This is a genomic window from Streptomyces sp. NBC_01618 (assembly GCF_045209435.1).
GTDB lineage: Bacteria > Actinomycetota > Actinomycetes > Streptomycetales > Streptomycetaceae > Streptomyces.
In genome coordinates this window covers 2859600-2881784 of sequence record NZ_CP109297.1, presented here as the reverse complement: position 1 = coordinate 2881784, position 22185 = coordinate 2859600, and the positions used below count along the sequence as shown (strand labels likewise).

The window sequence follows — 22185 nt, the reverse complement described above, 5'->3', positions numbered from 1 at the left end:
CCTGTCCGCTGGACTAGGGTTCTGCGCTTTGGTGTCCAACGCCGTTGGGCGCCCGAGCGCAGGGGGTGAATTGCGATGCGGCTGTACGCGGTGGTGGCGGCGGGTGGGTTCCGGCGCTATGCCACATACCGGATGGCGACGGCGGCGGGAGTCTTCACCAACACCGTCTTCGGGTTCATCATGGCGTACGCCTATGTGGCGCTGTGGGACGAGCGTCCACAGCTCGGCGGTTATGACATGTCCGAGGCGCTCACCTATGTGTGGCTGGGGCAGGCGCTGCTGATGACCTGCGCCATGATGGGCGGCGGTTTCGAGGACGAGCTGATCGAGCGGATTCGTACCGGCGATGTCGCGGTCGATCTCTACCGTCCGGCGGACCTCCAACTGTGGTGGATGGCAGGCGACTTGGGGCGCGCCGCGTTCCATCTGCTGGCCCGTGGCATCGTGCCGATGCTGCTGGGTTCGCTCGCTTTCGATCTGGCGTTGCCCGCCTCGCCGGGGATCTGGCTGGCCTTCCTCGTTTCGGTGGCGCTCGGTGTCGTGGTCAGTTTCGCGATCCGCTTCCTGGTGGCGCTCTCCGCGTTCTGGCTGCTGGACGGGGCGGGGGTCTCTCAGATGTCGTGGCTGGCCGGGTTGTTCTTCTCCGGGATGCTGCTCCCGCTGACGCTGTTCCCCGGGGTGCTGGGCGACCTGGCGCGGGTGCTCCCGTGGTCCTCGCTGCTCCAGGTGCCGGCCGATGTGCTGCTCGGGAAGCGGACGGGCTGGGGGCTGGTGGAGGCGTACGCCTTCCAGGGCGGCTGGGCGCTGACCCTGCTGCTGGTGGGCCGGCTGGTGCAGTCGGTGGCGACGAGGAGGGTGGTGGTCCAGGGTGGCTGAGACGGCCGGTGCGGTGGAGGTGGAGGCGGCGGGGGCCGGGGTGGCGGATGCGCCCGGGGTGGTGTTCGTCGAGCGGTCGAGGCTGGTCGAGGGAGTCCGGGCGTACGGGCTGATCGCGGCGATGTGGCTGCGTTCGACGATGGCGTACCGCGCCTCGTTCGCCATGACGGCGTTCGGGAACTTCGTGGCGACCGCCTTCGACTTCGTCGCGATCTTGCTGATGTTCTCGCACGTGGACGCGCTGGGCGGTTACACGCTGCCGGAGGTCGCGTTGCTGTACGGGGCCGCGGGCACCGCGTTCGGCCTCGCCGACCTGGTGCTGGGGTCGATGGACCGGCTCGGGCGGCGGGTGCGCGACGGCACGCTGGACACGCTGCTGGTACGTCCGGTGCCCGTGCTCGCCCAGGTCGCTGCGGACCGGTTCGCGCTGCGCAGGCTGGGGCGGATCACCCAGGGCGGGCTGGTGCTCGGGTACGCGCTGGTGACGCTGGACATCGCGTGGACGCCGCTGAAGTTGGTGATGATCCCGCTGATGCTGCTGAGCGGGGCGGCGATCTTCGCGGCGGTGTTCGTGGCCGGGGCGGCGTTCCAGTTCTTCGCCCAGGACGCCTCGGAGGTGCAGAACTCGTTCACGTACGGAGGGAACACGCTGCTCCAGTACCCGCCGTCGATCTTCGCGAAGGACCTGGTGCGCGGGGTGACGTTCGTGGTGCCGCTGGCATTCGTGAACTGGCTGCCCGCGCTGTACGTGCTGGGCCGGGACTATCCGCTGGACCTGCCGGACTGGGTGGCGTTCCTGCCTCCGGTGGTGGCGGGCCTGTGCTGGGTGCTCGCGGGCCTGGCCTGGCGCGTGGGGCTGCGCGCGTACCGCAGCACGGGCAGTTGACGAAACACCGGAGCAGGGCAGAGCAGGGCAGAGCAAACACAACGGCAGGGGCAGGGGCACCGGACGACATGAACACCGACACCGACAGTGGCAGCGATACCGGCTTCGGCAGCGACCACCACAGTGGCAGCGAATCCGGCACCGACCACCACAGTGGCAGCGATACCGGCACTGGCACCGGCACCGACTTCATCGAGCTCGACAACGTCGAAAAGGTCTTCGACGTGCGTCGCAGGACCGGCTTCATGCGGGGTGAACGTCGCCAGGTGCGGGCGGTCGACTCCATCAGCTTCCGCGTCGCGCGCGGCGAGATGGTCGGCTACATCGGCCCGAACGGCGCCGGGAAGTCGACCACCATCAAGATGCTGACCGGCATCCTCACCCCGAGCGGCGGCCGGCTGCGGGTGGCGGGCATCGACCCGTCCAGGGAGCGGACGAGGCTGGCGCACCGGATCGGTGTGGTGTTCGGTCAGCGCACCACGCTCTGGTGGGACCTGCCGCTGCGCGACTCGTACCGGCTGATGCACCGGATGTACCGGATTCCCGACGCCCGCTACCGCGAGAATCTGGGACGTTGCGTCGAACTCCTCGACCTGGACGAGCTGTTGGACGTGCCCGTACGGCAGCTGTCGCTGGGGCAGCGGATGCGCGGGGACATCGCGGCGGCGCTGCTGCACGATCCCGAGGTGTTGTACCTGGACGAGCCGACGATCGGCCTGGATGTCGTCTCCAAGGCCAAAGTCCGGGGATTCCTGCGGGACTTGAATGCCGACCGCGGTACGACCGTGCTGCTCACCACCCACGATCTGACGGACATCGAGCAGCTCTGCAAGCGCGTGATGGTGATCGACCACGGGCGGCTCATGTACGACGGGGCGCTCGCCGGGCTGCACGAGGTGGGCGAGAGTGAACGGACGCTGGTCGTCGATCTGGAGCGCCAACTGCCGCCGATCAGGCTGGAGTCGGAGCCCTCGGTGCGCACGGTGAAGGTGGAGGGGCCGCGTCAGTGGCTGGCCTTCCCGGCCTCGGAGTCGGCCGCGCCGCTGGTCGCCCGGATCGCCGCGGAGTATCCCCTGGTCGACCTGTCGGTGCGGGAGCCGGACATCGAGGCCGTGATCGCGAAGATGTACGAGTCGGCAGGCGGCAGGTAGGCGCATGCGGATGCGATGGATCGGCGGATTGATGGATCGGGGGATCGGTGGATCGGTGGATCGGTGACGGGAGCGTGGGCGTTCAATAGGCTGAGCGTATGACAAGTGACCTCCCGGACATGCGTGCTTCCGATGCCGAGCGCGAGCGAGTCGCCGAGACCTTGCGCGAGGCGGTGGCCGAGGGCCGGCTGGAGATGGACGAGTTCGAGCACCGGCTCGATGCGGCCTACAAGGCGCGTACGCACGGGGAGTTGGAACCGCTCCTCCGTGACCTCCCGGTACCGGGCGCGGCGGTGGCCCCGTTGGGGTCGGCCCCGGCAGGCCCGGCGACCGGTTCGGCGGTGCGCTGGGCGGACCGTATCGGCAAGCCCGCCACGTCGGGTGGTGCGTTCGCGTTCTGGGGCGGTTTCGGCCGTCGGGGAAACTGGACGGTGGGCCGGAAGTTCACCGCGTTCGCGATGTGGGGCGGCGGCGAGATCGACCTGCGCGAGGCCAACTTCGAGGATCGCGAGGTGGTCATCCGCTGCATCACGATCATGGGCGGTATGCATGTGACGGTCCCGCCGGAGCTGAATGTCCAGGTCCGGGGCATCGGCATCATGGGCGGCTTCGGGGACCGCTGCTCGAATGACGGCGGCACGCCCTCGCCCGACTCCCCGCGGGTGCGGATCACCGGGCTTGCGCTGATGGGGGGTGTCGGCGTGACACGTAAGCGGAGCAAGGCGGAGAAGCAACGGCTGAAGGACGCGGAGCGGGAGCGCGGGCGCGAGCGGGGCCGGCTGGAGAAGGGCGAGGGAGACCGCTACTAGCATTCCTCTCCGGATGACGCGGATTCCGCCGCTGCCGGGCGGGGTACGGATTCTGCGGCTCCGTGCACAGGTGCCCGCGTGCGGCCCGTGCCCACGCTCTCGCGGCCGGCCCCCGACCCGCCGTCAGAACTGGTCCGAGGCGGGCCCGCCGTGGTGCAGGGCCGCCGGGTCCACCCGTGACCCCAGCCGCCGGTAGCCCGTGTCGTTCAGGTGGAGGTGGTCGCCGGAGTCGTACGCGGGCAGCAGCCGGGTCGGGTGGAACGGGTCGCGGGCCGCCTCGTCGAAGTCGATGAACGAGTCGAAGACCCCGCCCGCCCGGATCAGCTCGTTGACCCGTTCCCGTACGGCGTTGCGCGCGGGGGTCCAGGTGTGGAACCCCTCGTACGGCGTCAGCGTCGCCCCGACGACCCGCAGTCCTCGTGCGTGGGCGCGCCGGGTCAGGGAGTGCAGGGCGTCCACGATGCGCTGCGGGTCGGTTTCCTGCGGGAACTGCTGCACGTCGTTGATGCCGAGTGCGATGACGACCGTCTTCACCCCGGCGACGTCGAGTGCGTCGCGGTCGAAGCGGGCGCTCGCCCGTACGCCGCGGCCGTCGCGCAGGACGCGGTTGCCCGCGATGCCCGCGTTGACCACTCCGTACCGGCCGCCGAGCCGGTCGGCGAGCACGTCGGGCCAGCGGCTGTTCGCGTCGAGGGTGGAGCCGGTGCCCGCGGTGAGCGAGTCGCCGATCACGGCGATTGTTCCGGCGGCGGACCCGTTGCGCACGTCGACGGCGGTGAGGTAGCGCCAGTCGGCGGTGCGCCAGGTGCCGTGCCCGTCCTCCACGTACGACGTCTGGTGGCTGCCCGGGTGGACGGTGACGGGGCCCTCGGCGGTGGGGGTGCGCAGGGTGACGAGGAGATCGGAGTCGGCGGCGACCGGGACGAGGACCGGGTCGCTGACGATCTGTCCGCCCGCGGCGACGGTCACGGCGCCCGCGCCCCGGAACGTCACGGGGCGGGTGTTCACCGTGGCGTGGTCGATGACCAGCGGGTACGTACCGAAGAGGTTGGAGAGGGTGATGCGGGCCGCGTCGCCGCCGATGCTGGTGTGCACGACGTTACGGATGGTGCGCCGGCTCAGGTCGCTGTCGTGGTAGGTGTCGATCACCCCGGCGGTGGGGGCCGCCGCCCAGGTGCCGAGCCAGAGGTCGGTGGAGTGGGCCGGTGCGGCGGGCGTACGGGCGACGCCCCGCGGGTCGGGTGCGGCGATCCGCTGCGACCGGGCGCCGGAGCCGGAGAAGAGCAGGGATCCGGCGAACGCCACCCCGGCGGCGAGCGCGGCGGTGCCCGCCACGAGGGTGATGAGCAGGGCGTACCCCTGGCGCCTGGGCATGGGCGGTGGTTCTCCTCGCGGTCGGTCGGGCTGATCCCATGATGAGGCAGGGCGTCGGGAACTCGACGTGCGGCCCGAGAGTAGGACAGGTAGGGACAATGCGTACGGGACACCGGGGGCGATGCGTACGCGGACGGGTGGAGCGGATGGAACGGATCGATCGGACCGGACCCGGGGAACAGGGTGCGGGGCAGCAGGAGCGTGCCCGGGAGCGGGTGGTGGGTGCGGCCCGTCCGGTGCCCGGTGGTGGCCGTCCGGCCTCCCTCGCCTCGTTCGCGTACACCGCGGCCGACGAGGAGAAGCGGCGCGGCGTACGCCGGATGAAGACCACGGCCACGGGCCTCCTCCTGCTGGTCGCGCTGGTGTACGTCCTCGCCACCTGGGCGAAGAACGAGGGTGTGGGCGGCTGGCCGGGTTTCGTCGCCGCGGCCGCCGAGGCGGGGATGGTGGGTGCGCTGGCCGACTGGTTCGCCGTCACGGCGCTGTTCAAGCGTCCACTCGGCCTGCCGATCCCGCACACCGCCATCATCCCCACCAAGAAGGACCAGCTCGGCGCCTCGCTGGGTTCCTTCGTCGGCGAGAATTTTCTCTCCGGTGATGTCGTACGCAGCCGCATACACGCTCTCGGTATCGGTGGCCGGGTCGGGGCCTGGCTGGCCGAGCCGGCCCACGCCGACCGGGTCACCGCGGAGCTGTCGACCGCGCTGCGCGGCGCGCTGACGGTGCTGCGGGACTCCGATGTGCAGGCTGTGGTGGGTGAGGCGATCACCCGGCGGGCCAACGCGGCGGAGATCGCTCCGGGCCTCGGCAAGATGCTGGAGAAGATCGTCGCCGACGGCGGCCACCGCAGGGTGGTGGACCTGATCTGTGTGCGCGCCCACGACTGGCTGGTGCTGCACGGCGATTCGGTGATGAACGCGGTGCAGGGCGGGGCGCCGGGCTGGACGCCGCGGTTCGTCGACAAGCGGGTGGGGGAGCGGGTCTACAAGGAACTGCTGCGCTTCGTCACGGAGATGCGGGACATGCCGGGGCACCCGGCGCGCGCCGCGATCGACACGTTCCTGACGGACTTCGCGGCCGACCTCCAGACGGATGACGACACCCGGGCGCGGGTGGAGCGGCTGAAGTCGGAGATCCTGGGGCGCGCTGAGGTCCAGGAGGTCATCGCTTCGGCCTGGTCGTCCGTACGCACGATGATCATCACGGCGGCGGACGACGAGCAGAGCGAGCTGCGGCTGCGGGCCCGGGCCTCGTTGCTGACGTTCGGCGCGCGCCTGGCGACGGACGGGCGGATGCAGGCCAAGCTGGAGGGCTGGCTGGAGGACGCGGCGGTCTATGTCGTCACGACGTACCGCGCGGAGATCACCTCGCTGATCAGCGACACGGTCGCGGGCTGGGACGCCGCCCAGACGTCGAAGAAGATCGAGGCGCACATCGGCCGTGACCTGCAGTTCATCCGGATCAACGGCACGGTGGTGGGTGCGCTGGCGGGGCTGCTGATCTATACGGTGTCGCGGGCGCTGGGGGCGTAGCGGAGCCCGGACAGCAGGGGCGGGGGCTCTCGGAGCCCCCGCCCCTGCTTCGTACCCTGCTTCGTACCCCCGTACGTGATTCAGGCGGCCCGGTTCGTACTCCCGTACGTGATTCAGGCGGCCCGGCGGGTGACCGCCCACGACGCGGCGGCCACGCTTCCCGCGACGGTGAACACGGCGGGCCAGGCGCCGACCTTCTTGGCCAGCGGGTGCGAGCCGGCGAACGCGGCGACATACGCGGTGGTCAGCCCGACGGCCGCGCGCGGTCCGGCCTGCCGGTTCCACTGGTACGCGGCGACGCTGCCCGCGGCGGCGAGGGCGACCCCGCCCAGCGGCCGCTTCTTGGTCCATCGTGCGACGGCGTACCCGCCGACCAGTCCGCTTGCCGCCACCGCCGCTGCCGGAACCTTCGCCATCGCAGCCACCTTCGCCTTCTTGTCCGAGTCGTCCGGGCCCGGAGCCCGGGTTTTCGAGGCTAACGCGGTGCCGGGACAAACGCTCGCCGAGGGGGTGTACATGCGTTTACCCTGGGGGTGAACGCATGTACACCCCTGCGTCGTGCCCTCGCGCCCGGCGCCCGCGCGCGACACCCTTGCCGCCGAGCACCGTACGGAGAGCCATGCCCGCGGACATACCCGCCCCGACCGCCGCCACGCACGAGGCCCCACACCCCCGCTTCGCTGTCGGCGTGCTGGCCTTCTGCGGTGTCGTGGTCGCGGTGATGCAGACGATCGTCGTACCCCTGCTCCCGCACATCCCGGCCCTGACCGGCGCCACCCCGGCCGCCGCCAGCTGGCTGGTCACCGTCACCCTGCTCACCGGCGCCGTGTTCACGCCCGTCCTGGGCCGGGTCGGTGACATGTACGGCAAGCGGCGCGTCCTCATCGCCTCGCTCGTGGTGCTGGTGGCGGGTTCGGTCCTGTGCGCGGTCAGCTCCCACATCGGCGTACTGATCACCGGCCGCGCCCTGCAGGGTGCGGCGCTCGCCGTCGTCCCGCTGGGCATCAGCATCCTGCGCGACGAACTCCCGCCCGAGCGAGTGCTGTCCGCCGTGGCGCTGATGAGCTCGACGCTCGGCATCGGCGCGGCGGTCGGGCTGCCGGTCGCGGCGCTCGTCGTCGAGAACTTCGACTGGCACACGATGTTCTGGGTCTCGGGAGCGATCGGCGTCATCGACATCGTGCTGGTGCTGTGGTGCGTACCGGAATCCTCGCTCCGCACCCGTGGCCGCTTCGACGCCATCGGCGCGCTGGGGCTGTCCGGGGCCCTGGTCTGTCTGCTGCTCGCGGTCACCCAGGGCGCCGACTGGGGCTGGACGTCGGCCCGTACGGTGGGTCTGCTGGCGGCCGCCGTGGTGGTGGCGCTGCTCTGGGGAGCGTACGAGCTCCGCGTGCCGACGCCCATGGTCGACCTGCGGGTCTCGGCCCGCCCGGCCGTCCTGCTCACCAACGTCGCCGCCCTGCTGATCGGCTTCGCCTTCTACGCCAACTCCCTGGTCACCGCGCAGATGGTGCAGGAGCCGAAGGCGACGGGGTACGGGCTCGGCGCCTCGCTCGTCGTCAGCGGGCTGTGTCTGCTGCCGGGTGGCGTGATGATGGTGGCGCTCTCGCCGGTCTCGGCGCGGATCTCCGGAAGGTACGGCCCGAAGGCCAGCCTGGCGCTGGCGGCGGCTGTGATCGCGGCCGGATACGTGGTGCGGTACTTCACCAGCCACAGCCTCTGGCTGATCATCGCGGGTGCGACGGTCGTCGCCTCGGGCACGGCCATCGCGTATTCGGCGCTGCCCGCGCTGGTCATGCGCGGCGTGCCGGTCAGCGAGACGGGCGCGGCCAACGGCCTCAACACCTTGATGCGGTCGATCGGGCAGGCCTTCTGCAGCGCGACGGTGGCCGCGGTCCTCGCCGGCATCACGTTCGTGGCGGGCGGCAGGACAGCCCCGACGCTCCACGCCTACCAGGTGGTCTTCCTGATCGCGGCGGGCGCGGCGTTCGCGGCGCTGCTGGTCACGCTGTGTCTGCCGGGCGGCCGTAAGCCCGTGGCGATGGGTGCGGGTACGGTCGAAGGGAACAGCCGCAACGTCGCGGGCGACCGGAAGGACGGTGTGCGGACGATGCCGGTCCAGGAGATCCGGGAGACCCAGGAGGGCGCATGATCAGCGGCCAGGCCACCGTACCCGGACCGGCGCCGGCGCCAGGACCGGTGCCGGGACCGATCGCCGCCGCCCCGGCCCCCGGACCGGAGCCGACCACGGCGACCGCGCGTACCTCGGCCACCGATTCCGCCACGGCCACGGCTACGGCCACCACGGCCACCACGACCGGCGCGGCCACCGCCACGGCCACCTCCGACGTCGCCGATGCGGGCACGGGCCGGGACGCGATCCTGCGCGCCGCGCGCCGGGCGTTCACGCAGCGTCCGTACGCCGACGTGACCATCAGGGGCATCGCGGCCGACGCCGGAGTGAGCCCGTCCCTGGTCGTGAAGCATTTCGGCCGCAAGGAAGAACTCTTCAACACCGTCGCCGACTTCGGCCCCGCCGCCGCCGCCGAACTCTTCGACGCCCCCCTCGACATGCTGGGCCGCCACATGGTGGTGACGCTGGTGCGCCGCCGTCGCGAACTGCAGTCCGACCCACTGCTGCGGGTCGTCTTCTCGCTCGGCAACCGCGACGAACGCTCCCTGCTGCGGGACCGTTTCCACGAGCAGGTCACCGACTCCCTGGCCGCCCGCCTCCCCGGCCCCGAACCCGCCCTGCGCGCCGAACTGATCGCCGGACACCTCCTCGGCCTCGGCGCCACCCTCAGCCTCCACCGCGAGGGCGCCGGAGCGGACGCCACTCCCGAACACATCGCGGACCTGTACGCGCCCGCGGTGCAGGCCCTGATCACGGGGTGAGGGACCGGCGGCGCCGGACCGGGCATGTATGGTCTGGGCCATCCGGACGAGGGGGGCCTCATGTCTATCCGCACCAATGTGCGCGCCACCGCAACGGCCATGGCCGCGGCAGCAGTTCTCGGGGCGGCCCTGGCCGGCTGCACCGGCGCGACCACGTCGCAAGGGCCGGGTGACGACGTCCCGTACGTCGCGCCGTCCGTGAACGCGTCGGCCATGGCCAAGGCGGCCGAGGTCGGCGCCGCCGAGCGGAGCGCCTCGGACGCGGCGAGCGCGGCCGCGGAGGCGAACGCAGCGCTCGAGGAGGCTGCCAACAGACCGGAGGCCGTACGCGACGCCTTCGCGGGCCTCCAGGCCACGCTGAACGACACCTGCACCCCGGGATCGTCGAACTGCGCATACTTCCTGGGCCGGGTCCACGACGAACTGGTGCGTCTGGAGAAGGCGATGAAGGCGGACGGTCAGGGCCCCGCCCACTTCAAGGAGCCGCTGGCCCGGATCAGCGACCTGCGCAGGACGCTGAACGGTGACACCTCCACGGACAACCTGGAGAAGCACCGCTCCGAACTGATCGGCACCCGCGACCGCATCAACACCTGGATGCAGGGCCACCCGAAGGACTACCGCTGACGTGACGACACCACCCCGGCACGAGCGCGGCGCGGCTCGTACCGGGGTGGGTGGGTCGGGGGGGAGGGGATCAGCTGAAGACGACCGAGCGGAGCTTCAGCCGGCTGGAGGCGTGGCCGCCTTCGGGCCGGAGGGTGAAGTAGTCGCCCAGGCAGTCGGCGCCGGTGAAGACCGTCGCGCTGGAGTCGGTGAAGTTCCACGGGCTGTGGGCCGGGTTCGACGAAGCGGGGTCGGCGACCTCGGGCAGGGCGATGCACATCAGGCTCGGCGGGTCGATGAGGAAGCCGAGCCGCGGCGAGCCGTCGAGACCGGTGTACGTGTACGCGAAGTCACCGGAGGCCGCACCGGCCGAGGCCGGCACGGCCACGATGAGCGCGAGCGCGCCGAAGGCGGCAGCCACGGTGGAACGAAGACGCATGGGGCACTCCTTGTGCGGGGGGGAAGCGGAAACGGCCCAAGTGTGAGCTGCTGACCTGCGGTTGCTGCCGAATGCGGGGTGCTGTCACCCGGACGGGAGCTGCCGAATCGGTTCTGCCGACGGCCATGTGGGTCATGTGTGCGACCTGCGGAGTTGACCACCGAGGGGCGGGGGCCGTCGATGGGCGGCTTCGGCGCGCTGAAGTACGCGGCCAAGTACTACGGCATTCCGCTCCGCGCTCCAGCTGGAGCAGTGGAGATGTTCGGGGTTGACCGGACCGGATGCCTTCCTGTCTCGCGACGGAGAATCGTGCGGTTCTCCGGGAACTCCCGCGCAGTAGCCGACGTCTCTAGTGATCGTGAGGGAAAACGTTGAAGCGCTGAGTGGTACCGGGGTGGCCCTGGCCGGTGGATTCGTAGGGCTGTTGGGATGGGCCGCGGATGCCGAACCCCGGGCGCGCGCCGGATTCGAAGCAGGGCCGGACTGGAGCGTGCTGTACGCGGAGCTTCCGCTGACCGTTCTCGTCGGAGTGGTAGCCGCTTTGTCAGTGTGGTTGCTGCCCCGGCGATGGATGAGCAGGCCGTCCGTTGCCGGCTACGCAGGCCGCGTCGCGCTCGTCGCCGTGGTGCTGGCCGGATTCTGGCTGGCCGTCCAGGGCTGGTACGCAGGACTGCCCGAGTCAGTGCCGGACCACAAGCCCTAGATACACCTAGTGTGGCCCGATGAAGACGCAGATGATTGTGCTCAACGGCGGCTCCAGCTCGGGGAAGTCCGGGATCGCCCGGTGCCTTCAGGCGGTGTTGCCGGACTCGTGGCTGACCTTCGGTGTCGACACACTGGTCGACGCGATGCCTGCGGCCATGCGCGCTTCGGACGCGGGCATCGAGTTCACTCCCGACGGGGAGGTCATCGTCGGTCCCGAGTTCCGTACGTTGGAGACGGCGTGGATAGAGGGCGTCGCCACAATGGCGCGGAGGGGAGCCGGAGTCATCGTCGACGAGGTGTTCCTCGGCGGCGCGGCCTCCCAGCAGCGATGGCAGAAGGCACTCGGGGAGCTGCGGGTGCTGTGGGTCGGTGTCCGGTGCGAGAGCGCTGTCGCGGCGGCCCGGGAGATCGCGCGAGGTGACCGGGTCCCCGGCATGGCGGCCGCACAGGCGGACGTGGTCCACCGGGGCGTGACCTACGACCTGGAGGTGGACACGACGCGGAGCGAGTCCATGGAGTGTGCGCGGATCATCGCCGCCCACGTGGAGTGACCGGGCGCGGCCCACCACCCCACTGATCATTTCCAGCCACAGCACTACAGTTCGCAGGGTTGCAGCCCTGACCGTGACGGCCTTCGCCCCCGTGACGGCCAGCGGGCCGTGACGGGGGCGGTTTTGAACGATTGCTTCTGATGCCCTTGCGGGAGGAGTCAGTTGGCGGGTGCCTGGTAGAGACCACGGCCGGCGCGGTGGGCCCGGGAGGTGGCGACGAGCCGGTCGAGGGTGCTGCGTACCGTGTTGATGCTGTTGGGGGTGAGCTCACGCCCCAGCGCCTTCGTGACTTCGCGGGCGCGGACGGGCGTGTCGCCGAACTTCGCCAGTACCTTCATGGCCAGCTCGGTGAGGCTGCCGCTGTCGTCGACGGCCGGTGCGGCGGGCGCCGCCTTCTTCGGCGCCTTGGCCTTGGCGGGCTTGGTGGCGGCCTTGGTGGTCTTGCCGGCCGCAGCGGGCTTGGCGGCGGGCTTGGCAGCGGCCTTGGTGTCCTTGGTGTCCTTGACGGCGACGGCCTTCTTGGCCTGGCCGCCCGTGCTCTTCGGCTTGGCCGGAGCCTGCTTGCCGGCCTTGGGTGCGGACGTCTTACGGGCGGTGCGGCGCGCCGGAGCCGCCGCCGCTGCCTGCTCCTGCGGGGCTTCTGCCCGGACTGCGGTGTCGATGGACTCCTGCGCCTGATGCGGAATCCGGGCAATGACAACGCTCTCCGCCCCGGCCTCGGCTTCTGCCGTCACGCCCCCCGCCGGGACGTCCGCAACCTTGGTGCCCTCGGCCCGGATGTCCTCCGCCTCCGTGTTCGAGGAGGGAACAGGAGCAGTGGACAGCACACGCAGAGCCGTCAGCGCGGTACGCACCGACTCCAGGCGCTCGGTGACTGTCGCGAGTTCCTTTTCGAGGGTCTGCTGGTGCTGCTCCAGACGCGGAAGTTCCGCCTGCAGTACGGCAGTTGTGGCTTCGATGGTGTCGAGTGTCTTGGTCTCGGAGGTCATGTTGTCGCCCTTCTCTTCCGGCCGACCGTTGGTGACCGATATGTTGCAGCGTAAGGGGTGTTGTGTTGTGGCCGGAAATCGACGCGTCGGCGCGACCGACTCGAAGTCACATTCCGCACCGACGACCGGTCTCCGGAAACACCCCGCCGGGCGATACCGGCCCGCGTACGGGTGTGCGGTCTGCCAGCCGGACAGGAACCGGCCGGACTTGTTCGTACGCGAGGTGCCGTCCAGCTCACGGTGCAGACGCAGTAGTTCCGCAGGCGAAACGCTCATTCCAACCCCCCAGTCAGACGATCCGGTGGGCCGGTTGGCCCGCCAGCGCACTTTCGACCGTGCCGATCCATGTGTCCGCTCGCCGGTGCACACTCTCGGCGGTGTACCAGCCGTGGGCCGGTGTCAGTACGGTGTTGGGCAGCCCGGTGTAGGGAGCAGGCGAGCCGATGACATCGAGGCCCGCTCCGGCGATGGTGCCGTTGTGCAGAGCGTCCGCCGGCGCCTGCGGATCGATGAGTTCGTCCGAGGAGATGTTGACGACGTACGTCGTGGGCTTCATCAGGGCGAACGTCCGCCGGTTCAGCAGATGGTGGCTTTCCGGCGTCAGCGGCAGACACAGGAACACCACGTCGGCGGTTTCGAGCAGTTCCTCCTGCCCGACCTGCGTTGGCTCGGTCGTCGTCAGCCGTGCCGACCTGTTCTCCATGGCTGCTTCCGTCGACAGCGATTGGAGCATCCTGCGGCTACTGCGGCACGTCCTGGCCTGGGGCAGCGGATCCAAGCTGCATGTGCCCGCACTGTTATCACGCGAAGCGTGCGGCACACGAGTGACTCGGTTAACGTGCGATTGCTTAGATTTTACTGGCACGTTAATGAAGGGCGTTACTCATGGCGCAGTCTCTCGCCGATCTCACGTCGGCAGGAGTGCGGAGGATCTTGCGATACTTTCCCGAGAGCTCGCAGGACGAGCGCGAGGAGTTGCGTGCCACTGCGCGGGAACTGCTCGACATCCACGGCGAGGGGGTGCTCACCAACCTCCCTCCGCTCGAGCGCGTCATATGGTATCTCGCTGCCGAGGGGCGCGCCGAGGATCTTGTCGAGGTGGTCCGGCACCAGCGCAGGGACCCGGGCGGCTTCCTCGTGGCAGGCGCCCGGCGCCCCCGGCTGGTGCTGCCGGGGCTGCGGGGCCTGACGCTGCCTGAACGGATAGCCGCGCTCGCGCATCGCGACTTGCCGGTGACGGCGCAGCTCACCTCGGTCGGCTGGCGCGGCGACGATCTGGTATGGGAAGGGTACGCGTTTGTCGCGAACCTGCCGCGTCCATCGAGCCGCGTCATCGGCCGATTCGCGGTGCTGGAGGACGGCGAGACCGGCCGCCGCATCAGACTGCGCATGCGCCGCACCCGCAGCGAGCAGGCCACCGTCGCCTCCGGACAGGCCCTGCACTGCTACGACCACACGGGCTTCGAAGTCGTCGTCTCTGCTCGTCGGCTGCGCGAGCTCGCCAAACACGGTGCCGGCCAGTGGTTTCTGCAGGTCGGGATCGCGGGACCGGGCGGGATCTACGGCGCGCGGGTGCGCCAGCACGACGCGGGCACGGCCGGGCACAACCAGGTTCGTCATCTGGCGGACGGCTCACGTCTCGTGGTCGGCTTCACCAAGAATGCCGTGAGCATCACGGTGCAGCAGCCCCCTGTCGAGGTCGAGTCCTGCACCGTCGCGGACGGCGAGCTGCGACTGGTCACCAGGGCGCGGAGCGGCGCCAAGGCCCCCACCGCCATGAGCGTCGTCGAAGGCGACACCGGACTCGACAGCCCGCTCACTCCCCTGTCCGGTTCCCCTGACGCGTTCCGGCGCTACCAGTCGGTCTTCAGTCTTGCCCGGCTGGCCACGAACGACCTGCCGGGAACCAAGACCCGGCAATTCAAGGTGACCTTGAGGGGAGCCGACGGCCGGGGCCAGGCGGCCCTCCTCGCCGAGGGCTTCACGACCGGCAGGCACCGGCTTGCCCCCGGCCGCGAGCTGGCCGTCCACCGCGACGGGCCCGGCAGGCTGGTGCTGGCAACGCGAGCCGTCCGACCCGTGGTTGACGCGATGACCGTGACGGGGTCGGGGGAGCTGGTGCTCGAGGGTACGTATCCCGGTGAGGAAGCGGTCGGGAAGAAGGTCATCCTGCGGCACGGGGTCCGCTTCGAGGAGAAGGAACTGCCGGTCGAGCTTGCCGACGGGCGGTTCACGATCCGGATCAACCCCGAGGCGGCCCCGCAGGCGTACGGTCCCGAGTTGCCCCTGTGCCCCGGTCGCTGGTACCTGTACTTCCGCGACGCGGACGCCTGGGACAAGTCCGAGGACGTCCCGGTGACCTTGCGTCCGGAGCAGGTGCAGGAGCTGCCCATGTGCTTCAGTGGCCCGCAGCGTGCTTACACCGTGGACCGCCGCCACTTCGACCGCATCTTCATCGAGCCGGAACGGCTGCTCGGCCCCGGTGAGCACGGCGCCTACCGGCAGCGCATGCTGCGCGAGGTGTACTTCCACGAGCAGCGCGAGCTCCCCTTGCGCGACGCGGTGCTCTACATGAGCCTCAGCGGCAAGCAGTTCTCGGACTCGCCGCGGGCGGTCTACGAGGAGCTGGTGCGCCGGGGGGTCGACGTCGAGCACATCTGGACCCAGGACGGGGGGCTGCCCGAGATGCCGCCGGGAGCGCGTGTGGTGGGCCTGCGCAGCCGCGAGTGGTACGAGGCACTGGCGCGCAGCCGCTACGTCGTCGTCAACTCGGCGGTGGGCGATTGGTTCGTCACCCGCCCCGGGCAGCAGGTCGTGCAGACCTGGCACGGCACGCCGCTGAAGAAGATCGGCAAGGACCTCCAAGGCGCTACCAAGTCGAATCCCGCCTATATCGCCAGCCTGCCGCACAGCTACCGGCAGTTCGACTTCGTGGTGTCGCCGAACGCGTACACCACAGAGATCATGCGCAGGGCGTACACCATCGAAGGCGAAATGCTCGAGAGCGGTTATCCGCGCAACGACGTCTTCCACGCCCCCGACCGCGACGCGCGGGCCGTGCGGGTCAGGGAGCGGCTCGGCCTGCCCGAGGGCAAGAAGGTGGTGCTCTACGCTCCTACCTGGCGGGAAGACCAGAAGCACGCGAGCAAGCTGTACAAACTCGATCTGCGGATCGACCTGGCCGCGGCCCAGGCCGAACTCGGTCACGACCATGTGCTGCTCTTCCGCAAGCACCCGAGGGTCCATGGCAACGTACCGGGTGCCGGCCGGGGCTTCGTGTGGGATGTCACCCGCTACCCGGACATCGCCGATCTGTACCTCGTCGCCGATGTGCTGGTCACCGACTACTCCTCGGCGTTCTTCGACTTCGCGCACTCGGGTAAGCCGATGCTGCTCTTCACCTACGACCTGGAGCACTACCGGGACACGCTGCGCGGCTTGTACTTCGACCTCACCACCCGGGCGCCCGGCCCGCTGCTGGAGACCTCCGAAGACCTGGTCAAGGCCCTGCGCGACGTCGATGCCGTCGAAGCGGAGTACCGGGAGAAGTACGCTCAGTTCATAAGGGACTTCTGCGAGCCCGGGGACGGTCTCGCGACAGCGCGGGTCATAGACCGCATGCTCGTCGGCGGACCGCACGCCGCAGCCCCGACCGACGGCTGAGCGTGCCGCGCAGGGCCGGGCGGGACCGGCCCTGCGCGGATGTGACGCGCGGCGCGAGGGCGTGACGCGCATCTCTTGGGTCTTCCAAGATTTTCATAGCTGGGGAAGGTGCGGTCCCGGACGTGGTGGAGAAGATTTTCGATCTCCAGTGGCCGCGGATCCAGGCGGCGAGTTGGGCGCGCGCACGGGTCCGCCGCCGGAGCGCGTGGGCTGCTCTCAGGTGGCAGGAGAGGACTTTGAGAGCGCATCAGCCCTGGTTCGGTCCCTGTCTGTTGAGGTCGGTCGATGTCGGTGTTCCGACGGTGGCGCCGAGCGTTCCTCCGCCTCTGCCGCTGCCACGACCCCAAGGCCGGGGCTGCCCGGCGTCCTTGCGCCGCAGCCGGCCGGGGTGCGGTTCCCAATCGTTATGCGGGACTAATGGGACAAGCGATGCACCATGTGACACAAGTGGTCAGAGGTGCATTGACGGGGCGCGCCCAGTCGCAGGAAGCTGATCGATCAACCCCCCACGGCAGCCCTTTCAATCAACCGTTGGATTGCCCATGCGCACAGTTGCTTCCGCAGGCACGCTCACGGCCGCAGTTACCGCGGCCCTGCTGCTTGCCCCTACGGCGTACGCCACCGCACCCGGCGACAACGGCACCGTGAAGATCCACGATGCCGCGACCGGTGAGGAGCTTCGTAAGAACGAGCCTCACGTGTGCACCTTCTATCTCGACGCCTTCGGTTTCGATGCCGGCCAGAACGCCAACTGGCGCATCGAAGCCTGGGCCCCGACCGCCCACGTCAAGGGCGAGATCGTGAAGACCGGTTCGCTGACGCTCGACGGCAAGGGTCACCTCCGTTCGGAGGACCAGTCCCTGCCCGACGGCCACTACAAGCTGTTCTGGAACTTCGACGGCGAGCACGGCAAGGCCAAGCACAAGGTCTTCTGGGTCGACTGCAACGACGACAAGAAGCCCGGCGGTGAAAAGCCCGGCGGTGAAGAGCCGGGCGGTGAAGAGCCGGGCGGTGAAAAGCCGGGCGGTGAAGAGCCGGGCGGTGAAGAGCCGGGCGGCGAGAAGCCGGGCGGTGGCAAGCCCGGTGAGGTCACCCCGTCGGAGTCCGTCACCCCGTCCACCCCGACGGAGCCGGGCGAGGCGGGCGCCTCGTCCGCCCCCGAGGGCACCACCGGGGCACCGTCGGCTGCGGCTTCGGCCGCCGCCTCGTCGTCGCCGTCCGCCAACACCGGCGGCGACCTCGCTGAGACCGGTAACGGCGCGCCTGTTGCCCTGCTGTCCGCAGTGGCCGCAGCGCTCGTCGCGGCCGGCGGCTTCCTGGTGATCCGCCGCCGCAAGGCTCAGCAGCACTGACACACCGGTGCCCCCGTGCTCAGCAGTCACGAGCGCGGGGGCACCGTCGTGCGCTGGATCGCCCCGGCCGGGGCGGTGGCCCGGCCGTCTCGGACTCGAACCTCTCCGAGTGTCCCTACGTCCGGATCGGTGAGCGCCGCCTGTCGGCCTCCGACACCGTCCAGGCCCAGCCGCAGAGCTGTGACGATCAGTGCGGCAACGGCGAATCCCGTCCCCGCCCAGGTGAGTTGACGGGCGCCGTACGCGGCAAGGACCCAGCCCCCGACCGCGGTTCCGACGGTGATGCCGAGGTTCGAGAACGAGATGAAGAGGCTGTTGCCGAACTCGGGCGCGTCGACGGTGTCCCGCCCCAGCCAGCTCTGGCTCACGACGAGCCCGCCCGAGTGCACGGCCCCCCAGACCAGCACGGCCACGACCATCGGTGCGAACAGCGGGCCCACGGCGTACAGGAGCACGTACACCAGCAGGCACAGCACCGGGTAGCCGACCACCGTGCGAATCAGGTTGCGCCGCAACAGCCCACCGAAGGCGAAGTTCCCGAGGACCATCACCATGCCGAACGCCATCAGCATGGCGCTGACCCAAGTGCCGTCCATGTGCGTGACCTGGCCCAGGTACTCGGCGAAGTAGCCGTAGACCGAGAACATCGCTGCGAAGACGAGGACGACCGACGCGATGGTCAGCCACAACCGGGAGCGCTTCAGAACGCTCAACTGGGCACCATAGGAGACCCGTTGACCGACCGGCATCGGCGGGACGAACCGCAGGACGCCGAGGAACGCGATCAGGTTGACGAGCGCGCCGAACCAGAACGCCGACGCCAGGGACACGTGCTCGGCGAGGTACGAGGTCAGCGGCACCCCGAAGGCGAAGCCGACGGTGACTCCGCCGAACACGGTGGTCGTGGCCCGGGTGGCGTCCTCGGCGGGCACCAGCCGTGCGGCGGTCGCGAGCGCGACGGCGAAGAACACGGGATGGAAGAGGGCGGGAACGACGCGGAAGGCGAGCATCACCTCGTACCGCGTGGTGAGTGCGTAGACGGCGTTGGACACGGCGAACACCGCGATCGCGGCAGCAAGTATCTTCTTGCGGTCGATGCCGGAGGCGAGCAGCGTGGTGAACGGCCCGGACACGGCGATGACCAGGGCAAACACTCCGACGAGCCAGCCGGCGGTGGACGGTTGGACACCGAGCTCGGCCGAGACCTGGGGGAGTACGCCGACCATGCCCATCTCGGTAGTGATGATCCCGAACACGCCCAGGGCGAGCACCAGGACGGTGAGGGATGCCTTTCTCATGGCGACCTTTCGTCAAATCTGGAAAAGTAGATACATGCGACTGGGGAGAAGCTGTGGAAGGGCTCAGGCGTGGGATCCGGGCGGGTCTACAGCTCGTCGCGGACGTGTGCGGCGAACTCCGCGATCACCGACTCATTGCGCCGGTAGTACGTCCACTTGCCGATGCGTTCCGAGGTGAGCAGCCCCGCGTCCTTCAGGGTCTGCAAGTAACCGGACACCACCGACTGCGCCAGCCCGGCACGCTTCTGGATGTCGCCGACGCACACCCCGATGTGGAAGCCGAGCCCCTGCTGTCGGTAGGAGTCCTCGTCGAAGTACTTCTCCGGCTCCCTCAGCCACTGCATGAACTGCAGGCGCGCGGGGTTGGCGAGCGCCTTGTGTACGGCCAGGGGATCCACCGGTCTTCACCTCTCTGTGCGGCTCATAGGAACACATCTAGCTTTCTCGATATGTAGGGGCAAGTCAAGCTGACTGAATCGACCGCTGCGGCAGTGGCTCGAAGTCCCGTTCGCGTGGTGGGAGATGGGAGTGATGCGGTACGGTGACGAAATCATCACACTCTGTGCGTCACTGTGCACATAGGGCGGCCCCCGGCGGTGCTGGAACACCATCCGAGGGCCTACACCACCAGTGGAAGAGAGCCACCGGGAATGTTGCGTCATGCTATCGCGCCGTCCGCGCGCTATACGAAGGCATCGCACGATGTCGTACGTCACTCGCGTCTGAGCAGTGACGCGAAGATCCTGCTCCTGTACGTCCAGGGCCTGCCCGACGATGCCACGTACAAGCCGTTGAGCGAACTCGCCCGCAAGCTGGGCATCAAGGGACGCGCGTACCAGAAGGCGAAGTCACAGCTCGTCGAGCACGGGTACGTCCACGAGTGGCGCAGCCAGGGCGACGGCGGCCGCTGGCTGACCGAGCAACTCGTCGCGAACAACCCCCTGACGAGTGAGCAGGCACGACACCTGCGAGGCACCTCACCCGCGCCCGCACTCGTACCCGTACTCGCACCCGCGCCCGCGCCCGCGATCGGGCCGCCGAGTGCGCACTTCCCGACGGTCGGAAAACCGGCTCCTCGGACGGCCGGTGGCTATAAACCCGCAGAAGACCACAGTGATAAAACCACTCCCCACCCACCCCCCGAACCCGAGCCCGAGCCCGAGCCCGAGCAAGCACCCAAGCCCACCCCCGAACCGGCACCCGAACCGACCCCACCGGACTCGACACCGCTCCCCGCTCAACTCGCCAAGGCGGAACGGGTCCTGCTCTCCCTGCGCCACTCCCGCCGCGAACTCCACCTGGGTTTACGCGAAGCCCGTGCCCTCGCCGTGGAAGCCGTCAAATGGCTGGAGCGCGGCATGAGCGAATCCGACCTGCGCCACGCCCTGCTCGCCGAACCCCCCGACAACGGCGTCCGCTCAGCCGTCGGCTTCCTGCGCTACCGCCTCATCCAGAAACTCCCCGAACCCCCCGTCCAGCACCAGCCCTACAAACGCCCACCCCTGCCCGAACTTACCGAATGCACCGGCCCCGGCGACCCACACGTCTTCCGCCCCCTGTACGGCGAATCCGAATGCCCCTCCTGCCGCCACGCCGCCGCCCACCCCGAAACCGAACCCCTCACCTGGCGCGAACGCATCGCCCGAATCAACGGCACACCAACACCCCTACCGACCGAGGCGTGACCCGCGTGGCACGGCCTGCCCGAAGGCGAACTCAACGCCGGGCGGGACACGGACGACGCCAAGCACCCCCCGCCGCAGTGAGCGGCCGAACCCGGCTCGCTGTGCCGCCCGCGTCGTGGCGCGGGCGCCGACGGCTACCGTTCCGGCCGCCTCACCCGTTGAACAGCAGAGAGTCAGACACCTGCCCGCTGACATCACAATGCCGAACCACCACCGACAAAAACCCGCAGATCATCAAGCAATTCCCGCCCGCGTCAGCGACCAGGCAACCTGCCGCCGCGCAACGGCGAAACTTCAGGACACTTCGACCGGGGCGCCCGTCAGGGGCGGAGGAACGGTTGGTTCAGGTGGACGGTGGCCAGGAGGTGGCCGCGATCGCGGGCGTCGGCAAGGAGATTCTGCCGGGTGCGGCGGGCCGTGGCCTGGTCGCTCTCCAGCCGGTACGCGACGCTCGGGTCGGCCAGCTGGACAGCGTGTACGAGGACGTCGCCGGTGATCATGATGCGCCCCCGGCCGCCGTCGACGAGCACGGACTGGTGTCCGGCGGTGTGGCCGGGCGTCGGCACCGCGGTCAGTGACGAGCGGCCCGGGCCGCCCTGCACTCTGACTCGCCCGTCGATACGGTGCAGCAGTCCGGCCTGGCGCAGGGGCTCGACCACGTAGGTCATGGCGCTGTCGTCGGCGGCAAGGGCCGCGATCTCCGCCCGCTGGACCACATGTCGGGCGTTGGGGAACAAGGGAGTACCGGTGGTGTCGACCGTCCAGCCGTAGTGGTCCTCGTGGAGGTGGGTCAGGACGACGGTGTCGACATCGTCCCGCTCGATGCCGGCGAGCCGGAGGACCGCCGGCAGGTGGCCCGGCACCGGGGCCCAGCCCGATGCCGGGCTGCCGACCGGACCGATACCGGTGTCGACGAGGGTGACGCGGCCGCCGGGCCTGCGGACGGCGTAGCAGCGGAAGTCGAGTTCCCACGTGTCGCCCGGGCCGAAGGCGGCGGGGTCGAGCCGCTCCGCGCGCGCCCAGTCCGTGTCGCCGGCGTCGGGGAACCAGTCCTGCCGCTTGCCGGGGAAGGTCCCGTGGGCGTCCAGCAGCGCCAGTACCTCGTAGGGGCCTGTGCGGCGGGAGACGATGTGCGCGGTGCCGGTGCGGCGCTGGGATGCGGCCGCCGTGTGGGTGCCGCCCGTGCCGGCCCACGCGGTGAGTGCGCCGATGCCCACGGTGGCGGCGCCCAGCAGGACTCTGCGGCGGCTCGTGGAGTTGTCCGTCGTCGGCGCGTTGGACGGAACGGGACGGTGGGTCATGGGCTCCCCCTGCGCAGTCGGTTTTTGGTGGTGTCCACCATCGTGTGGGGGCCCGGCACGCCGGAGCTTGTAC

The 22185-nt window shown here is 69.9% G+C and carries 21 protein-coding genes; 13 read left to right on the top strand and 8 right to left on the bottom strand.

Annotation, left to right across the window (positions count from 1 at the left end; all coding sequences use genetic code 11):
- Nucleotides 1–75: 75 nt before the first annotated feature.
- The 4 genes from OH735_RS13510 (at nt 76) to OH735_RS13495 (ending at nt 3722) form a co-directional block, all read left to right on the top strand.
- Nucleotides 76–876 carry an ABC transporter permease gene (locus OH735_RS13510; protein ID WP_406381730.1) on the top strand — a complete coding sequence of 267 codons (801 nt, stop codon included), beginning with the start codon at nt 76–78 and terminating at the stop codon, nt 874–876.
- Nucleotides 877–916: 40 nt separating this feature from the next.
- Nucleotides 917–1762 carry an ABC transporter permease gene (locus OH735_RS13505; RefSeq protein WP_406386546.1) on the top strand — a complete coding sequence of 282 codons (846 nt, stop codon included), beginning with the start codon at nt 917–919 and terminating at the stop codon, nt 1760–1762.
- A gap of 68 nt (nt 1763–1830) precedes the next feature.
- Nucleotides 1831–2913 (top strand): ATP-binding cassette domain-containing protein, encoded by a 1083-nt coding sequence (locus OH735_RS13500; protein ID WP_406381729.1) that lies wholly within the window; start codon nt 1831–1833, stop codon nt 2911–2913.
- Nucleotides 2914–3032: 119 nt separating this feature from the next.
- Nucleotides 3033–3722, top strand: a complete 690-nt coding sequence (locus tag OH735_RS13495; RefSeq protein ID WP_406381728.1) for a DUF1707 domain-containing protein — start codon at nt 3033–3035, stop codon at nt 3720–3722.
- A 123-nt stretch (nt 3723–3845) separates the two neighbouring features.
- On the opposite strand, the gene OH735_RS13490 is transcribed toward OH735_RS13495, so the two are convergent.
- A complete protein-coding gene (locus tag OH735_RS13490) occupies nt 3846–5096 on the bottom strand; it encodes an SGNH/GDSL hydrolase family protein (RefSeq protein WP_406381727.1) in 1251 nt (416 codons plus the stop codon).
- Between the two features lie 146 nt (nt 5097–5242).
- Here OH735_RS13490 and OH735_RS13485 point away from each other — a divergent pair, with 146 nt between their 5' ends.
- Nucleotides 5243–6628: a DUF445 domain-containing protein gene (locus OH735_RS13485; protein WP_406381726.1), complete on the top strand. Its 1386-nt coding sequence runs from the start codon at nt 5243–5245 to the stop codon at nt 6626–6628.
- Nucleotides 6629–6741: 113 nt separating this feature from the next.
- On the opposite strand, the gene OH735_RS13480 is transcribed toward OH735_RS13485, so the two are convergent.
- Nucleotides 6742–7044 (bottom strand): hypothetical protein, encoded by a 303-nt coding sequence (locus tag OH735_RS13480; protein WP_406381724.1) that lies wholly within the window; start codon nt 7042–7044, stop codon nt 6742–6744.
- A gap of 203 nt (nt 7045–7247) precedes the next feature.
- Here OH735_RS13480 and OH735_RS13475 point away from each other — a divergent pair, with 203 nt between their 5' ends.
- The 3 genes from OH735_RS13475 to OH735_RS13465 are packed head-to-tail and all read left to right on the top strand — an operon-like array spanning nt 7248 to nt 10150.
- Nucleotides 7248–8780 carry an MFS transporter gene (locus tag OH735_RS13475; protein ID WP_406381722.1) on the top strand — a complete coding sequence of 511 codons (1533 nt, stop codon included), beginning with the start codon at nt 7248–7250 and terminating at the stop codon, nt 8778–8780.
- A complete protein-coding gene (locus tag OH735_RS13470; protein ID WP_406381721.1) occupies nt 8777–9523 on the top strand; it encodes a TetR family transcriptional regulator in 747 nt (248 codons plus the stop codon). Before OH735_RS13475 ends, OH735_RS13470 begins: the two co-directional genes overlap by 4 nt.
- Before the next feature lie 60 nt (nt 9524–9583).
- The gene (locus OH735_RS13465; RefSeq protein WP_406381720.1) at nt 9584–10150 is read left to right on the top strand and encodes a hypothetical protein; all 567 of its coding nucleotides are present in this window, start codon (nt 9584–9586) and stop codon (nt 10148–10150) included.
- A 70-nt stretch (nt 10151–10220) separates the two neighbouring features.
- On the opposite strand, the gene OH735_RS13460 is transcribed toward OH735_RS13465, so the two are convergent.
- Nucleotides 10221–10568: a hypothetical protein gene (locus OH735_RS13460; RefSeq protein WP_406381719.1), complete on the bottom strand. Its 348-nt coding sequence runs from the start codon at nt 10566–10568 to the stop codon at nt 10221–10223.
- Nucleotides 10569–10926: 358 nt separating this feature from the next.
- Between OH735_RS13460 and OH735_RS13455 the strand changes: the two genes are divergently transcribed.
- Both OH735_RS13455 and cpt read left to right on the top strand, forming a co-directional pair.
- Nucleotides 10927–11271, top strand: coding sequence for a hypothetical protein (locus tag OH735_RS13455; protein ID WP_406381718.1), 345 nt, complete (start codon nt 10927–10929; stop codon nt 11269–11271).
- Between the two features lie 19 nt (nt 11272–11290).
- Nucleotides 11291–11824, top strand: a complete 534-nt coding sequence (gene cpt, locus OH735_RS13450; RefSeq protein ID WP_406381717.1) for a chloramphenicol phosphotransferase CPT — start codon at nt 11291–11293, stop codon at nt 11822–11824.
- A 158-nt stretch (nt 11825–11982) separates the two neighbouring features.
- Here cpt and OH735_RS13445 read toward each other — a convergent pair whose 3' ends face one another.
- Both OH735_RS13445 and OH735_RS13440 read right to left on the bottom strand, forming a co-directional pair.
- Nucleotides 11983–12813 carry a hypothetical protein gene (locus OH735_RS13445; protein ID WP_406381716.1) on the bottom strand — a complete coding sequence of 277 codons (831 nt, stop codon included), beginning with the start codon at nt 12811–12813 and terminating at the stop codon, nt 11983–11985.
- Nucleotides 12814–13102: 289 nt separating this feature from the next.
- Nucleotides 13103–13546, bottom strand: a complete 444-nt coding sequence (locus OH735_RS13440) for a 2-hydroxyacid dehydrogenase (protein ID WP_406381715.1) — start codon at nt 13544–13546, stop codon at nt 13103–13105.
- A gap of 152 nt (nt 13547–13698) precedes the next feature.
- Between OH735_RS13440 and OH735_RS13435 the strand changes: the two genes are divergently transcribed.
- Together OH735_RS13435 and OH735_RS13430 are read left to right on the top strand one after the other, a co-directional pair.
- Complete coding sequence (locus OH735_RS13435; RefSeq protein WP_406381714.1) at nt 13699–16476, top strand: CDP-glycerol glycerophosphotransferase family protein; 2778 nt, start codon at nt 13699–13701, stop codon at nt 16474–16476.
- Between the two features lie 542 nt (nt 16477–17018).
- Nucleotides 17019–17828: an LPXTG cell wall anchor domain-containing protein gene (locus tag OH735_RS13430; protein ID WP_406381713.1), complete on the top strand. Its 810-nt coding sequence runs from the start codon at nt 17019–17021 to the stop codon at nt 17826–17828.
- A 26-nt stretch (nt 17829–17854) separates the two neighbouring features.
- On the opposite strand, the gene OH735_RS13425 is transcribed toward OH735_RS13430, so the two are convergent.
- Together OH735_RS13425 and OH735_RS13420 are read right to left on the bottom strand one after the other, a co-directional pair.
- Nucleotides 17855–19126: an MFS transporter gene (locus tag OH735_RS13425; RefSeq protein ID WP_406381712.1), complete on the bottom strand. Its 1272-nt coding sequence runs from the start codon at nt 19124–19126 to the stop codon at nt 17855–17857.
- An 86-nt stretch (nt 19127–19212) separates the two neighbouring features.
- Nucleotides 19213–19524 carry an ArsR/SmtB family transcription factor gene (locus OH735_RS13420; protein ID WP_406381711.1) on the bottom strand — a complete coding sequence of 104 codons (312 nt, stop codon included), beginning with the start codon at nt 19522–19524 and terminating at the stop codon, nt 19213–19215.
- 252 nt (nt 19525–19776) lie between these two features.
- Between OH735_RS13420 and OH735_RS13415 the strand changes: the two genes are divergently transcribed.
- A complete protein-coding gene (locus tag OH735_RS13415) occupies nt 19777–20811 on the top strand; it encodes a hypothetical protein (protein WP_406381709.1) in 1035 nt (344 codons plus the stop codon).
- Between the two features lie 320 nt (nt 20812–21131).
- Here the strand turns inward: OH735_RS13415 and OH735_RS13410 are convergent, their stop codons facing one another.
- A complete protein-coding gene (locus OH735_RS13410; RefSeq protein WP_406381708.1) occupies nt 21132–22112 on the bottom strand; it encodes an MBL fold metallo-hydrolase in 981 nt (326 codons plus the stop codon).
- Between the last annotated feature and the right edge of the window lie 73 nt (nt 22113–22185).

Bases quoted from the DNA above. Each gene is read 5' to 3' on its own strand.
- OH735_RS13440 (WP_406381715.1), bottom strand. From the start codon at position 13,546: ATGCTCCAATCGCTGTCGACGGAAGCAGCCATGGAGAACAGGTCGGCA.
- OH735_RS13490 (WP_406381727.1), bottom strand. From the start codon at position 5,096: ATGCCCAGGCGCCAGGGGTACGCCCTGCTCATCACCCTCGTGGCGGGC.
- OH735_RS13495 (WP_406381728.1), top strand. From the start codon at position 3,033: ATGCGTGCTTCCGATGCCGAGCGCGAGCGAGTCGCCGAGACCTTGCGC.
- OH735_RS13410 (WP_406381708.1), bottom strand. From the start codon at position 22,112: ATGACCCACCGTCCCGTTCCGTCCAACGCGCCGACGACGGACAACTCC.
- OH735_RS13465 (WP_406381720.1), top strand. From the start codon at position 9,584: ATGTCTATCCGCACCAATGTGCGCGCCACCGCAACGGCCATGGCCGCG.
- OH735_RS13510 (WP_406381730.1), top strand. From the start codon at position 76: ATGCGGCTGTACGCGGTGGTGGCGGCGGGTGGGTTCCGGCGCTATGCC.
- OH735_RS13485 (WP_406381726.1), top strand. From the start codon at position 5,243: ATGGAACGGATCGATCGGACCGGACCCGGGGAACAGGGTGCGGGGCAG.
- OH735_RS13435 (WP_406381714.1), top strand. From the start codon at position 13,699: ATGGCGCAGTCTCTCGCCGATCTCACGTCGGCAGGAGTGCGGAGGATC.
- OH735_RS13460 (WP_406381719.1), bottom strand. From the start codon at position 10,568: ATGCGTCTTCGTTCCACCGTGGCTGCCGCCTTCGGCGCGCTCGCGCTC.
- OH735_RS13430 (WP_406381713.1), top strand. From the start codon at position 17,019: ATGCGCACAGTTGCTTCCGCAGGCACGCTCACGGCCGCAGTTACCGCG.
- OH735_RS13445 (WP_406381716.1), bottom strand. From the start codon at position 12,813: ATGACCTCCGAGACCAAGACACTCGACACCATCGAAGCCACAACTGCC.
- OH735_RS13470 (WP_406381721.1), top strand. From the start codon at position 8,777: ATGATCAGCGGCCAGGCCACCGTACCCGGACCGGCGCCGGCGCCAGGA.
- OH735_RS13480 (WP_406381724.1), bottom strand. From the start codon at position 7,044: ATGGCGAAGGTTCCGGCAGCGGCGGTGGCGGCAAGCGGACTGGTCGGC.
- OH735_RS13500 (WP_406381729.1), top strand. From the start codon at position 1,831: ATGAACACCGACACCGACAGTGGCAGCGATACCGGCTTCGGCAGCGAC.
- OH735_RS13425 (WP_406381712.1), bottom strand. From the start codon at position 19,126: ATGAGAAAGGCATCCCTCACCGTCCTGGTGCTCGCCCTGGGCGTGTTC.
- OH735_RS13415 (WP_406381709.1), top strand. From the start codon at position 19,777: ATGTTGCGTCATGCTATCGCGCCGTCCGCGCGCTATACGAAGGCATCG.
- cpt (WP_406381717.1), top strand. From the start codon at position 11,291: ATGAAGACGCAGATGATTGTGCTCAACGGCGGCTCCAGCTCGGGGAAG.
- OH735_RS13475 (WP_406381722.1), top strand. From the start codon at position 7,248: ATGCCCGCGGACATACCCGCCCCGACCGCCGCCACGCACGAGGCCCCA.